Annotated in this window: 9 protein-coding genes and 3 CRISPR repeat arrays; all 9 genes read left to right on the forward strand. The window is 57.4% G+C overall.

What is annotated here, in order from left to right; translation table 11 throughout:
- The first annotated feature begins 16 nt into the window (after positions 1-16).
- Positions 17-721, forward strand: coding sequence for a type I-C CRISPR-associated protein Cas5c (cas5c, locus tag Q9L42_RS05030; protein WP_305909524.1), 705 nt, complete (start codon positions 17-19; stop codon positions 719-721).
- Positions 718-2,709, forward strand: coding sequence for a type I-C CRISPR-associated protein Cas8c/Csd1 (gene cas8c, locus Q9L42_RS05035; RefSeq protein ID WP_349432152.1), 1,992 nt, complete (start codon positions 718-720; stop codon positions 2,707-2,709). The genes cas5c and cas8c overlap by 4 nt, the downstream gene beginning before the upstream one ends.
- Entirely contained in the window at positions 2,706-3,554 is an 849-nt protein-coding gene (gene cas7c / locus Q9L42_RS05040; RefSeq protein ID WP_349432153.1) for a type I-C CRISPR-associated protein Cas7/Csd2, read from the forward strand. Before cas8c ends, cas7c begins: the two co-directional genes overlap by 4 nt.
- Before the next feature lie 21 nt (positions 3,555-3,575).
- Positions 3,576-3,785, forward strand: a complete 210-nt coding sequence (locus Q9L42_RS05045) for a type II toxin-antitoxin system HicB family antitoxin (RefSeq protein WP_305909519.1) — start codon at positions 3,576-3,578, stop codon at positions 3,783-3,785.
- Positions 3,775-3,990 (forward strand): type II toxin-antitoxin system HicA family toxin, encoded by a 216-nt coding sequence (locus tag Q9L42_RS05050; RefSeq protein ID WP_305909518.1) that lies wholly within the window; start codon positions 3,775-3,777, stop codon positions 3,988-3,990. Before Q9L42_RS05045 ends, Q9L42_RS05050 begins: the two co-directional genes overlap by 11 nt.
- A gap of 14 nt (positions 3,991-4,004) precedes the next feature.
- Positions 4,005-4,628, forward strand: a complete 624-nt coding sequence (gene cas4 / locus Q9L42_RS05055) for a CRISPR-associated protein Cas4 (RefSeq protein WP_305909517.1) — start codon at positions 4,005-4,007, stop codon at positions 4,626-4,628.
- A gap of 2 nt (positions 4,629-4,630) precedes the next feature.
- Positions 4,631-5,665: a type I-C CRISPR-associated endonuclease Cas1c gene (cas1c, locus tag Q9L42_RS05060; protein ID WP_305909516.1), complete on the forward strand. Its 1,035-nt coding sequence runs from the start codon at positions 4,631-4,633 to the stop codon at positions 5,663-5,665.
- A gap of 15 nt (positions 5,666-5,680) precedes the next feature.
- A complete protein-coding gene (gene cas2 / locus Q9L42_RS05065) occupies positions 5,681-5,971 on the forward strand; it encodes a CRISPR-associated endonuclease Cas2 (RefSeq protein WP_305909515.1) in 291 nt (96 codons plus the stop codon).
- A gap of 178 nt (positions 5,972-6,149) precedes the next feature.
- Positions 6,150-6,960: a CRISPR direct-repeat array (repeat unit 32 nt; unit sequence GTCGCGCCCCACGCGGGCGCGTGGATTGAAAC).
- A gap of 351 nt (positions 6,961-7,311) precedes the next feature.
- A CRISPR array of direct repeats spans positions 7,312-9,286; the repeat unit is 32 nt; unit sequence GTCGCGCCCCACGCGGGCGCGTGGATTGAAAC.
- A 225-nt stretch (positions 9,287-9,511) separates the two neighbouring features.
- A CRISPR array of direct repeats spans positions 9,512-11,219; the repeat unit is 32 nt; unit sequence GTCGCGCCCCACGCGGGCGCGTGGATTGAAAC.
- Positions 11,220-12,261: 1,042 nt separating this feature from the next.
- Entirely contained in the window at positions 12,262-14,799 is a 2,538-nt protein-coding gene (gene nirB, locus Q9L42_RS05070) for a nitrite reductase large subunit NirB (protein WP_349432154.1), read from the forward strand.
- The last annotated feature ends 2 nt before the right edge of the window (positions 14,800-14,801 follow it).

Below are 14,801 nucleotides of genomic sequence, written 5' to 3' on the forward strand. Positions count from 1 at the left end.
CGCAGGGAATGAATGGATGAAAAACCGCATCAGTTTTCGTTTATGGGGCCGTTACGCCCTGTTTACCGACCCCATCACCAAGATAGGCGGCGAGAAATGCTCCTATCATCTGCCGACCTACGAAGCCATCAAGGGCGTGCTCAAATCCATCTACTGGAAACCGACAATCATCTGGTATGTCGACAAAGTGCGGGTCATGAAGCCCTTGCGCACCCAAACCAAAGGCACCAAGCCGCTGGTCTGGGGCGGCGGTAATTCGCTGGCGATCTACACCTTTTTGCGCGATGTGGAATATCAGGTCGAAGCCCATTTCGAATGGAATGAGCATCGCCCGGAACTGGCCGCCGACCGCATCGACGGCAAGCATTACAATATTGCCAAACGCATGCTGGAAAAAGGCGGCCGCCAGGATATCTTTCTCGGCGTCCGCGATTGTCAGGGCTACATCGAACCGTGCGAATTCGGAACGGGACAAGGCGCCTACGACGACATCGACGAACTGGGTTTCGGCTTGATGTTTCACAGCTTCGCCTATCCCGACGAAAGCGGCGGCGACGCCCTGCATAGCCAGTTCTGGCAAGCCACGCTCAAACACGGCATTGTGGAATTTCCAAGACCGGAGCACTGCGCGATCAGCCGCTTGGTCAGGCCGATGAGCGTCAAACCGTTTGGCATCGGCGATAATCTGCAAGGAGTCGACGACACGGAGGCCGAGTTATGAGCTGGATGGAAAAGCTTTATCGAACTTATGAAGCAGGCATTCGGTTGGATTTGAAACCTGAAGATCGATTGATGCCAATTAGCCACACCTTGCAAAATGCCCACATCAACATCGTCATCGATGGCGAAGGCAACTTCAAGCGGGCGTTTGTGCTGGAAAAGACTCAGATTGTTTTGCCGGCGACCGAAAAGTCCGCCGGCCGTAGCAGTGGCGAGGCGCCGCACCCCTTGGCGGACAAAATTCAATATGTCGCCAAGGATTACCCAGATTTTGGCGGCAAGAAAAAAGCCTATTTCGAGGGGTATCGAAAACAATTACTAGACTGGTGTGAATCAGGGCAAAGCCACGCAAAGGTGGAGGCCGTTTATCGCTACATCGCTAAAGGTACTGTAGTGGCCGATTTGATTGCAAAACGCGTTTTGCATGCCGACGCCCACAACGTGTTGTTGACTCGTTGGCCGGAAGATGCCGATTCCGAGCCGCCCGCGCTATTCAAAGTTTTGCCAAAGGAGAAGGGGGCGTTGGATCAAGGCAATGCGCTGGTCTGTTGGTCGGTCGAAAATGCCGGCGATCCACAGGCCGATACCTGGAAGGATCAATCCATACAAACAGCTTGGATAGCCTACGACAACCAGCAGGCAAACGACTCCGGTTTGTGTTTCGTGAGCGGAGACGAAAAAGCTTTATCGGTCAATCACCCGGCCAAAATTCGCCATACCGGCGACAAGGCCAAACTGATTTCTTCCAACGACAGCAGCGGTTACACCTTTCGCGGCAGGTTTTTAGATGAAACGCAAGCTTGTGGCATCGGCTACGAGACATCGCAAAAAGCGCATAATGCCTTGCGCTGGCTGGTTGCCCGACAAGGGTTTAGAAACGGCGACCAAGCTTATGTCGCCTGGGCCGTGTCCGGCAAGAAAATTCCGCAGCCCTTGGCCGATTCATTCTGGTTGATGACCGCCGACGAAGAAGACTTGGATGAGGTCGAAGAAACCGAACCGGAAAAAACGCAAACAACGATCGACCATAGCCTTGATACCGGTCAATCCTACGCCGAGCAACTAAGGCATTACATGGCCGGTTACGCCGCCAAGCTGGACCATCACGAACAAATCACCATCATGGGCATAGATTCGGCGACGCCGGGGCGGATGGGCATCGTTTATTACCGGGAGATGGTGGGCCCCGAATTCCTGGACCGTTTGGAAAACTGGCACCGGCAATTCGCCTGGCCGCAGCGGCATAGCCGCAAGTTGACCGACGCAACCGGCAAGAAACCAAAAACGCAAGTGTTTTGGCCTATCAGTTCGCCGGTTCCCAAGGACATCGCAGTCGCCGCATACGGCGAAAACGTCGACGACACGTTGAAGAAAAAAGTCATCGAACGCTTGCTGCCTTGCATCATCGACGGCCAGCCGTTTCCAAGAGATTTGCTCGAAAACTGTATACGCAAGGCCTGCAACCGCACTGCTTATTCCAGCGACAAACACTGGTTGTGGGAGAAGAACCTCGGCATCACTTGCGCGTTGTTCAGGGGATTCTACGTCCGGCACCCTCATCGAAATCTACGGAGAGACTATTCCATGGCATTAGAAGAAGATTACGCGGCCCGCGATTATTTATACGGTCGTTTACTGGCAATCGCCGAATACATTGAAGAAATAGCATTGAATATCGGCGGCGAAAAACGCCCGACTACGGCGGCGCGTTTGATGCAACGTTTCGCCGACCGTCCATTTGAAACCTGGCGCACGATCGAACTGGCCCTGCAACCCTATATGCAACGGCTACGCGTATCGCGAGGCGGCTTCTTGACCAACCGGCTCAAGGAAATCGACGCTATTAAAGCCATGTTCGACCGGCAAGAGTTTACTAGCAGACAACGACTGTCCGGTGAATTCCTGCTCGGCTACCATTGTCAACGCCACCACTTTAGACACAAATCCGATCTACCCGAAGGAACCCCAGAATCAGGAGAATCTGCATGAGCGCATTGAGCCATAAAATCGATTTCGCGATCATATTCAACGTCAAACACGCCAACCCCAACGGCGATCCGCTGAACGGCAACCGGCCCCGCACCGACTATGACGGTTACGGCGAAATCACCGATGTTTGTCTGAAACGCAAAATCCGCGACCGCTTGCAAGGCGAGGGTCGGTCGATTTTCGTGCAATCCGACGAAAAAAAGACCGACGGCATGACCAGCTTGAAACACCGGGCGGAAGCAGAACCGCCTATCGGGTTGGGCAAGGATGCCTTTAAAGCCAAGAAACAAAGCAAGGATATCACCGCTCGTCTAGCGTGCGATAAATGGCTGGATGTGCGCGCTTTCGGCCAGGTATTCGCGTTCGGCAAGGAAACCGACGCCGCCGGCGTGTCGATCGCGATACGCGGCCCGGTGACCATACAGTCGGCGTTCAGCATCGAGCCGGTCAGCATCACCAGCACCCAAATCACCAAAAGCGTCAACAGCGAAGGCGACGGCAGCAAAAAAGGCGCCGACACGATGGGCATGAAACACCGGGTCGACCAGGCAGTGTATGTAGCTTACGGCGCGATGACCCCGCAATTGGCCGAGAAAACCGGTTTCAGCGATGACGATGCCGAATCGATCAAGTCCGTGCTGCCAAGATTATTCGAGGGCGACGCCTCGTCAGCGCGGCCGGAAGGCTCGATGGCGGTTAACAATCTCATTTGGTGGCAGCATAATAGCAAGTCCGGTCAATATTCGTCGGCCAAGGTGCATCAAAGTTTGCGCGTCAATCCGGACGGCAGTTTTGAGCTGGACGAATTGGATGGTTTACAAGCGGAAATCATCGACGGTTTTTAACAAACGAGGTGAGGTATCGACATGAAATATCAAGTGATCCTAGAACACTCGGAAGAAGGCGTGGCCGCATCCGTGCCCTGCCTTCCCGGATGCCACTCCCAGGGCTCGACCGAGCAGGAAGCCTTGCGGAATATCGCCGAAGCGATTGCCGATTATCTGGCGGTGGTGAAGGAACTGACCAAGGACAAAATCGTCAAGGAAGTCGAAGTGCCGGAGGAGCATGTTGCCTAAACTGGACGGCGTCAAACATTTGCAGGCCGTACGAGCCCTGGAAAAAGCTGGCTTCAGGATCGCCCGGCAAGGAAAACATATTGTCATGACCAACGGCAGCCGGATCATCACGATTCCCCGGCACAACCCGGTCAACGCGATCACGATGGGTAATATTGTTCGGGACGCCGGGTTGAGCAACGATGAATTCAAAAAACTACTCTAGAGCGAGCAACATCCATGGAACCGGAACCCATCTTCATCTCCCGCCTGCAACATTATCTGTACTGCCCGCGCCAATTCGCGTTGATCGAGTTGGAGGATGTTTGGCTGGAAAACCAATTTACCGCCGAAGGCCAAGTGCTGCACCAGCGCGTCGACCAGGCCGATAAGGAAACGCGCGGCGATATCCGCACGGTGCGCGCGCTGCGTTTGGCGCATGCCGCGTTAGGTATCGAAGGCGTGGCGGACGTCGTGGAATACCACCGTCTTGCGGACGGAACGGAACGGCCTTATCCGGTCGAATACAAGCGCGGAAAACCCAAGGCGCACCGGGCCGACGACGTGCAACTGTGCGCCCAGGCCTTGTGCCTGGAAGACATGGAAGGCGTAAGCGTGCCGGAAGGCGCGTTGTTTTACGGTTCGGTGCGGCGGAGGCATCGGGTCGTTTTCGACGACGCCTTGCGCGAACTGACCTTGCAAACCGTTCAGGCATGCCGTGAGATTGTGCAAAACAAACAAACCCCCAAGGCCGCGTATCAGGCCAAGAAATGCCGGCACTGTTCGCTGCTGGAACAATGCCATCCGCAACACTTCAGCCGCTCGGCCTCGGCATGGTTGGCGGCGCAATTGGCGGAGGAATAAGCATGCGCCCCTTGCGCAATGTCATCTACATTCAAACCCAGAATGCCTGGGTGCATAAGGACAACGACAATTTGGTGATGAAGGTCGACGGCGAACTGAAAGCCCGGGTGCCTATTCACAAACTGCAAGGCTTGGTCTGTTTCGGCCAGGTCAGCATTTCCCCGTATTTGATGGCGCATTGCGCCGAAAACGGCGTCACCATCACCTATCTGAACCAGTTCGGCAAATTCCTGGCCCGCGTCGAGGGGCCGGTCAGCGGCAACGTTCTGCTGCGGCGCACCCAGCACCTGACAGGCGCCGATCGCGGCAAAAGCGTCGTCATTGCCCGAACCCTGTTGTGCGGCAAGCTTTACAATCAACGCGCGGTGCTGAAACGCTATTTGCGCGACTATGGCGATAAACCCGATGCCGAAGCGATGGCGGCGGAACTGGGGACGGCGGAAAAACGCGTGGCCCGCTGCCTGCATCAGCTTGCCGATTGCGATACGATCGATACGTTGATGGGTCGTGAAGGGGAAGCCGCGCAAGTCTATTTCGGCGTGTTCCGGCATCTGATCCGCAAGCCCGGTTTTTCCTTCGATGCCCGCCGGCGCCGTCCGCCGACCGACCCGGTCAATGCCTTGTTGTCGTTTTGTTATACGCTGCTGATTCACGATTGCCGTTCGGCATTGGAAACGACCGGTCTCGATCCGGCCAGCGGTTTTCTGCATCAATTGCGCAGCGGACGGCCCTCGCTGGCCTTGGACTTGGCCGAAGAGTTCCGTCCCATCGTCGATCGTTTCGTGCTGTCGCTGATCAATAAACGTCAGTTGGGCGTTAAAGACTTCGAAACCTGGCCCAACGGCTCGGTGACATTGAAGGAAGAGCCACGCCGCACTTTGCTGGCGGCCTGGCAAGAGCGTAAGCAGGATAACTTGAGACATCCCTGGTTCGAGGAATCGGTGCCGGTCGGCATGTTGCCCTGGCTGCAGGCCCAGATTCTGGCCAGACACCTGCGCGGCGACTGCGACAGTTATGTGCCGTTTTTATGGAAATAACCGGAGTTCCTGACGATGATGATTTTGGTGACTTACGATGTCAGTTTTAAAACCGAAACGGGACCAAAGCGTTTGCGTCGCATCGCAAAATTGTGTCAAGTATTCGGCCAACGAGTACAATATTCCGTGTTCGAAATCGACGTGGACATGGCGCAATGGACGCAATTGAAAAACGATTTGATAGACGTCATGGATCCGGATGAAGACAGTTTGCGCTTTTATTACCTGGGCAACAATTGGAAGCGCAAAGTGGAGCATATCGGCGCCAAGAAATCCCTGGATTTAGACGGCTTGCTGTTGATGTGATGCGCGAACCCCAAGCGCGCATAAAATCCCCTTAGTTCTCGCACTGCCATTAAATCATTGAACAACAGTCATTTCTCAGAATTACGCATTATCGATTACAATGTATTTCGCGTTGAATGGGTTGATTCGCGAATGCAAGGTATTTTTGTCTTACAAATCAACCGACAATAGCAGCGCGGTCGCGCCCCACGCGGGCGCGTGGATTGAAACGACCCGCCTTTGATCAAAATGACTTTATTGGCCGTCGCGCCCCACGCGGGCGCGTGGATTGAAACATGTTTATGGTGCGATTTATGCGCCGGGTCGGTGTCGCGCCCCACGCGGGCGCGTGGATTGAAACGGCCAAATGCCTCGGCAAATAGGCTGCGCCGAGTCGCGCCCCACGCGGGCGCGTGGATTGAAACGTGGTATCTGCTGCGCAAAGTACAGTAATTCATGTCGCGCCCCACGCGGGCGCGTGGATTGAAACAGCTTGTCAATCAGCTGTTTCAGTTCGCCCACCGTCGCGCCCCACGCGGGCGCGTGGATTGAAACTGAGTATGTCCGAACGCCCTGTTGGCGTTATCGGGTCGCGCCCCACGCGGGCGCGTGGATTGAAACTCTATCTGCTTCGACGTGAATGTGATCAAATCGTCGCGCCCCACGCGGGCGCGTGGATTGAAACCTTGTTGACCGCAGCATGCTCGGCCAGATTCAGTCGCGCCCCACGCGGGCGCGTGGATTGAAACACTGAAAGGCAGATCCTGGGCATGCCTTTCCTTGGTCGCGCCCCACGCGGGCGCGTGGATTGAAACTTTTTGCAGGTTTCTGCGTCTTATGGAGGCGAGTCGCGCCCCACGCGGGCGCGTGGATTGAAACCGTCGAATTAGAATCCATATCAGTGGAACGCAAAGTCGCGCCCCACGCGGGCGCGTGGATTGAAACCCTGTCCGCACTGCGGCACATTGCAAACCCTGGTCGCGCCCCACGCGGGCGCGTGGATTGAAACACATATCAGGGAGCAGGCGGCCGGGCGGGCAACGTCGCGCCCACGCGGGCGCGTGGATTGAAACTCTGTTCGAGTGGCTGGCGGGGCTAATTTGTTGTCGCGCCCACGCGGGCGCGTGGATTGAAACGGCGCTATCGGGCGGGGTTGTGATGGTGATGAGGTCGCGCCCACGCGGGCGCGTGGATTGAAACACCGCCTGGCTGATGAAGGCCACCCCATCCAGCGTCGCGCCCACGCGGGCGCGTGGATTGAAACAGAAACTACGGGTTAGCCAAGAACGTGCCAGGCGTCGCGCCCACGCGGGCGCGTGGATTGAAACGATTTCCTCCGCCAGCTGCCGCGCGTCCTGGCCGTCGCGCCCCACGCGGGCGCGTGGATTGAAACCACCACGGCATGATCACGCGGCAGTCGCATGGGTCGCGCCCCACGCGGGCGCGTGGATTGAAACCCTCTTGAGTCTTTTAAAAGAGTCATTGTGAAGTCGCGCCCCACGCGGGCGCGTGGATTGAAACCACCAGCTGCAGCAGGCAGGCTGGGAACCGGAGTCGCGCCCCACGCGGGCGCGTGGATTGAAACACCAGGTGGATGAAGGCACCATCACCATTAAGCCGTCGCGCCCCACGCGGGCGCGTGGATTGAAACACCAGGTGTGACCGGAAAATGATGTGTTCAGCCGTCGCGCCCCACGCGGGCGCGTGGATTGAAACCATTGCCAGCCAGGAAAAAGCCAAAAAGAAATGTCGCGCCCCACGCGGGCGCGTGGATTGAAACACGTTCCTGTCGCACACGTTCGATTTCCTCCGGTCGCGCCCCACGCGGGCGCGTGGATTGAAACCCCCAACAACCACGAAACCGAAGACAACACCGTGTCGCGCCCCACGCGGGCGCGTGGATTGAAACACCATTGTTGAGCTTCTTTTCCGGAAACTGAAAGTCGCGCCCCACGCGGGCGCGTGGATTGAAACCTCTGGCGTCATTTCCACAGGCAATAAGTAAGGTCGCGCCCCACGCGGGCGCGTGGATTGAAACTGTGCCAATGATGCCATCTGAATCCAGAACCTGTCGCGCCCCACGCGGGCGCGTGGATTGAAACCTCAACCAGCTGGCCGGCGCTGACGTATCGGGCGTCGCGCCCCACGCGGGCGCGTGGATTGAAACCCTGATACCTGGGATCTGGCTGACGCCCAGGCGTCGCGCTCCACGCGGGCGCGTGGATTGAAACATGAGGGGGCGACGAAAACCCGGCCGGAAACGGTCGCGCCCCACGCGGGCGCGTGGATTGAAACACCAGCGTAATGCCGATGCAATATGCCGCGCTCTGGTCGCGCCCCACGCGGGCGCGTGGATTGAAACCCGGTTAAACTTCTCCAGCAACGACTTAGTATCGTCGCGCCCCACGCGGGCGCGTGGATTGAAACAGGCGCGTCACCATCTTCACCGATCCAGTAACGTCGCGCCCCACGCGGGCGCGTGGATTGAAACCAGCTCAGCGTCATCCGTGTGTTTGCCGCGACAAGTCGCGCCCCACGCGGGCGCGTGGATTGAAACATTCCACAGTCCGTGCAGGTAATAAGATCGCCGTCGCGCCCCACGCGGGCGCGTGGATTGAAACTCAGGCCGGCAACTGCAAGGCGAGTTGTCCGGCGTCGCGCCCCACGCGGGCGCGTGGATTGAAACGACACCGTCGAGGCGGAGGACCTGGCGCTGTATGGTCGCGCCCACGCGGGCGCGTGGATTGAAACCAGTTCACCAAGACTAGAGGCCAGCAGGTCAACGTCGCGCTCCACGCGGGCGCGTGGATTGAAACGTTTATCTGCGCATTATCGTTGGTGCGGTCAAGTCGCGCTCCACGCGGGCGCGTGGATTGAAACTAGCACCTACGGCCTGAAAATATCTGGGCGGCCGTCGCGCCTCACGCGGGCGCGTGGATTGAAACCGTAACCAGGGCGGGGTTGCCAGGCGGTCCGACGTCGCGCCCCACGCGGGCGCGTGGATTGAAACCAGCAGATATGTTATTAGCTTGTTTTCCGGCGTCGTCGCGCCCCACGCGGGCGCGTGGATTGAAACCATCTTTTTGCGATTCCATTTTTCCGAAACCGTGTCGCGCCCCACGCGGGCGCGTGGATTGAAACGATACTTAGCTTCCTTTTTGCCTGCATACGCTGTCGCGCCCCACGCGGGCGCGTGGATTGAAACCAGGACATCATCACTAAACAACAGCGCATAGAAGTCGCGCCCCACGCGGGCGCGTGGATTGAAACACCGCTGCCGGTGGCGTCGCCCATGAAGACCTGGTCGCGCCCCACGCGGGCGCGTGGATTGAAACGAAAGATCTCGCGAAGTTGAACACTCGCATCGATGTCGCGCCCACGCGGGCGCGTGGATTGAAACCCCACCTTTGGGGCGTCATCCCCGCCCGCCCGGTCGCGCCTCACGCGGGCGCGTGGATTGAAACGAGTTGGTGCCGCCAGCGACCTTGTTGCTGCTCGTCGCGCCCACGCGGGCGCGTGGATTGAAACGGGATTAGCAAGCGGACGTTTTACCGCTGGCATGTCGCGCCCCACGCGGGCGCGTGGATTGAAACCGAAGCCAAAACAGAGCCGAAAAAAACGCGCATGTCGCGCCCCACGCGGGCGCGTGGATTGAAACTATGTCTCGTTCAGCGGCGGCAAGGATTCTGGCGTCGCGCCCCACGCGGGCGCGTGGATTGAAACGATTCGAGATAGGCGGCAATCAACGCATTGGCGTCGCGCCCCACGCGGGCGCGTGGATTGAAACCCTGAAAAAGTCGAAGAGTTCCGCTTGCTCATGTCGCGCCCCACGCGGGCGCGTGGATTGAAACATCCTCGATAGCGAAAAACACAAAGAGGATATAGTCGCGCCCCACGCGGGCGCGTGGATTGAAACATGCTTTACAAGAATTTCCGCTTCTTTGTGCATGTCGCGCCCCACGCGGGCGCGTGGATTGAAACGCGCAGGCGTGTATGTTTAACAAATTCCGGCCGTCGCGCCCCACGCGGGCGCGTGGATTGAAACCGCCCCAGATGGCCAGCAGAACAAACCAGAAGTGTCGCGCCCCACGCGGGCGCGTGGATTGAAACATTTAAATTAGGAATAGTTATGGCTGAATTAACGTCGCGCCCCACGCGGGCGCGTGGATTGAAACATCGAACCCAGCTAGGTCGGTTTCATAGCCGAGTCGCGCCCCACGCGGGCGCGTGGATTGAAACACGACGCGTGTCGGCAAACTTCGTCACACATATGTCGCGCCCCACGCGGGCGCGTGGATTGAAACTGATGTACTAGCACAACTACAGGATCATGGATGTCGCGCCCCACGCGGGCGCGTGGATTGAAACTATATCCTGCACATACCCTGCACATCACTTATTAGTCGCGCCCCACGCGGGCGCGTGGATTGAAACATCATGGATAAGCTGAACATCCAGGGCCGCAGGTCGCGCCCCACGCGGGCGCGTGGATTGAAACTGCTAAAGGACTTTTCCAAAACCAATTATTCCTGTCGCGCCCCACGCGGGCGCGTGGATTGAAACGCGGATGCGATCGGGATATCTCAGCAGGCCGTGTCGCGCCCCACGCGGGCGCGTGGATTGAAACGTCCGATACTCGATGCACCCAGACGCCGAAGGTTGTCGCGCCCCACGCGGGCGCGTGGATTGAAACATCATGAACGGCGGCAACATTCTCACGCTACAAAGTCGCGCCCCACGCGGGCGCGTGGATTGAAACCCCGACAACATCGAGCGGGTCGACGTGTTTCAGTCGCGCCCCACGCGGGCGCGTGGATTGAAACACCGGCATTTTGCCCTTGCGTCAAAACCTCGCGTCGCGCCCCACGCGGGCGCGTGGATTGAAACCCAGGCGAGATACGCAAGGGTACCGAGGCCTTGTCGCGCCCCACGCGGGCGCGTGGATTGAAACATCGCCACGCCAAGCTGCGGCGGCCACGGCTTATCGCGCCTCACGCGGGCGCGTGGATTGAAACTAGAACAAGGATCTGGTCAAAAACGCAAAGTCGCGCCCCACGCGGGCGCGTGGATTGAAACACATAACCGATCGGCCAACGGCCAGCACGGTTGTCGCGCCCCACGCGGGCGCGTGGATTGAAACTGGCCCGGCAATTGGCCGAAGGGCTGGGTGTTGTCGCGCCCCACGCGGGCGCGTGGATTGAAACAATTATGATTTCGCTATGAACGAAGAAGCAAAGTCGCGCCCCACGCGGGCGCGTGGATTGAAACAATTCGGGACTGTCGCGGAAGGTACGCTTGACGTCGCGCCCACGCGGGCGCGTGGATTGAAACAGGCCGGCCGCCATGTGGCGCATGACCGACTCCAGTCGCGCCCCACGCGGGCGCGTGGATTGAAACTCAGGTGGCGCCTGGACGACTACCGGCGGTAGCGTCGCGCCCACGCGGGCGCGTGGATTGAAACAGGCCGGCCGCCATGTGGCGCATGACCGACTCCAGTCGCGCCTCACGCGGGCGCGTGGATTGAAACTCAGGTGGCGCCTGGACGACTACCGGCGGTAGCGTCGCGCCCACGCGGGCGCGTGGATTGAAACCGAACGCATCACCCTCGCCGAAGGCGCAAAACGGTCGCGCCCCACGCGGGCGCGTGGATTGAAACACCCCCTATGCCCAGCAAAGGCACGGACAAACGTCGCGCCCCACGCGGGCGCGTGGATTGAAACGCAATATCTTCTGGGCGGCACAAAAGGCACCGCAGTCGCGCCCCACGCGGGCGCGTGGATTGAAACAACTGAAGAAGGGCTGATTAAGCCCGGCCGCTGTCGCGCCCCATGCGGGCGCGTGGATTACGACTAACTTAGAGCGAAATAAAATGACAAAAAAACGAACCAAGTTTGTGCAAACGCACATTTTTGGCGCGGTGAAGCTCTTGACGGGGATCATAAAAAACAGTGGGCTAGAGCAATAAAATAATAAATAGAACAATGCGTTAACTACAATCATAAAAGTTGGCATCATACCTGCATTCTGTTAATTAAATTGTATGTTGGCAGTTACCCTAAAGCATTGGCGCTTTAACCCCTTGATGAGGGTTAAGGCGTTTTTTTTGTCCGTAAGTTTTTCAACTAGGGCAAGTGCAACACGGGAAGGCCAATGATATGAGGGGCGATTCTGGGGCCATGATGATCACAGTAAAAGATGCATCAAGGACTGCGGCGCTAAAGATGGGATGGGATCGTCTGGACCTTGGAAATGAAATTGAAGCACGCGAAACCGGGATGATATGCCTGGCGAATTACTGAGAGGTTTGCACTATGAACGCTAAACAAACACTGGTTGTGATCGGAAATGGCATGGTGGGCCAGCATTTTCTGGATAGCTTAATCAATAGCGAGGTGAAAGATGATTTCGATATCGTGACCTTTTGCGAGGAGCCGCGGCCGGCCTATGACCGGGTGCATCTGTCGGAATATTTCAACGGTAAAAGCGCTGACGACCTGTCTTTGGTCAAAGAGGGCTTTTTCGAACAACAAGGGATCAAAATCCATTTGGGCGATCGCGCCGTGAAAATCGACCAGCAACGGCAATTGGTTCATTCGGCGCAAGGGCTTGAAGTCCGTTATGACAAAGTCGTATTGGCAACCGGATCTTATCCGTTCGTGCCGCCAATTCCCGGTCATGAACGGGAGCAATGTCTGGTTTATCGGACCATCGAGGATTTGGAAGCGATAACGGCCCATGCCAAGAATGCACGCGTGGGTGTCGTCGTTGGCGGGGGGGTGTTGGGCCTGGAAGCCGGCAAGGCGTTAACGGACCTAGGGCTGCAGACCCATGTGGTGGAATTTGCGCCCCGTTTGATGGCGGTGCAACTGGATGATGGCGGTGGCGCGATGCTGAGAAGCAAAATCGAGGCCTTGGGCGTCAAGGTGCATACCAGCAAGAATACCCGTAACATTTCCGATGGCGATCGACATGCACTGAAAATGGAGTTCGCCGACGATGACAGTCTGGAAACCGATCTGATCCTGTTTTCCGCCGGCATTCGTCCGCGTGACGATATCGCCCACGCCAGTGGCTTGGAAGTGGGGCCGCGCGGCGGCATCGTCATCGACGATGAATGCAAAACCTCGAATCCGGATATTTACGCTATCGGTGAATGCGCGTTATGGAACGGTCGCATATTCGGCCTGGTCGCACCAGGCTATACCATGGCTCGCACCGTCGTGGCCAATCTGGCGGGAAGGGAAGACCGTTTTCAAGGCGCCGACATGAGCACCAAGCTGAAATTGATGGGAGTCGACGTCGCCAGTATCGGCGATGCCCATGCGCAAAGCCAAGGTTCTCTAGTGTACACCTATCAGGACGGTTCGGCGGAAGTCTACAAGCGCCTGGTGGTTAGCGCGGACAAAACACGTCTGTTAGGCGCGGTGCTGGTGGGAGATGCGGCGGGTTACAGTACCTTGCTGCAATATTGTCTGAACGGCATTGAGTTGCCTGAAAACCCGGATTCGTTAATCTTGCCGGCGCGTTCCGATGAGTCGGTCGGTTTAGGGCCGGATGCCTTGCCGGAATCGGCGCAAATTTGTTCTTGTCACGATGTCTCCAAAGGCCGGATTTGTCAGGCGATCGAACAAGGTAGCGTCAGCGTACCGGCCTTGAAGGGCGAGACCCTGGCAGGTACCGGTTGTGGCGGTTGCGTTCCCTTGCTGAAGTCGGTGTTGGATTGCGAGCTGAAAAAAGCAGGCGTCGAGGTGAATAACGATATTTGTGAACATTTCCCCCATACCCGGCAAGATATTTATAACCTGGTCATGGTCGAGGAAATCAAGACCTTTCATGAATTACTCGACAAGCACGGTAAAGGCCGGGGCTGTGAGATATGTCGTCAGGCCGTCGGCTCGATTTTGGCTTCTTATTGGAACGATTACATTCTCAAGAAAGAACACATCGGTTTGCAGGATACCAACGATATTTTTCTCGCCAACATGCAAAAGGACGGCACCTATTCTGTCGTGCCTCGCGTGACCGGGGGCGAAATTACGCCGGATCAATTGATCGCTTTGGGACGAGTCGCTAAGAAATATCGACTGTATAGTAAGATTACCGGCGGCCAGCGCGTCGATTTGTTCGGCGCCCGGGTCGAGCAACTGCCGTCGATCTGGCGAGAGCTGATCGCTGCCGGGTTCGAAAGCGGGCATGCCTACGGCAAATCGCTGCGTACCGTGAAATCCTGTGTCGGCAGCACCTGGTGCCGTTTCGGGGTCGATGACAGCGTCGGTTTGGCCATCGAGCTGGAAAATCGTTACAAGGGCTTGCGCGCGCCGCATAAAATCAAATTCGCCGTGTCGGGCTGCACCCGGGAATGCGCCGAGGCGCAGGGCAAGGATATCGGTGTCATCGCCACAGAAGGAGGATGGAATCTATACGTCTGCGGCAATGGCGGCATGAAGCCGCGGCATGCGGATTTGTTCGCCACCAATCTGGATAAGGAAGCCTTGATCAAATATATCGACCGTTTGTTGATTTTCTATGTGCGCACCGCCGACCGCTTGCAGCGCACGTCGGTATGGATGGAAAACATGGAAGGCGGCTTGGATTATTTGCGTTCTGTTGTTATTGAAGACAGGTTGGGCATCTGTGAGCAATTAGAGGCGCAGATGCAGCGTGTCATCGAGACTTATCAGTGCGAATGGAAGACAACCATCCAGGACGAACAAAAACTCAAGCGCTTCCGTCATTTTGTCAACAGCGACCAGTCCGACGACAACGTTTTGTTTGTCGAGGAGCGTGGCCAGATTCGCCCGGCTAATGACGCCGAGCGCGAACAGCATCAGTTAACCGTGGAGGCCTGAGC

The sequence above is a fragment of the Methylomarinum sp. Ch1-1 genome (assembly GCF_030717995.2).
Taxonomy (GTDB): Bacteria; Pseudomonadota; Gammaproteobacteria; order Methylococcales; family Methylomonadaceae; genus Methylomarinum; species Methylomarinum roseum.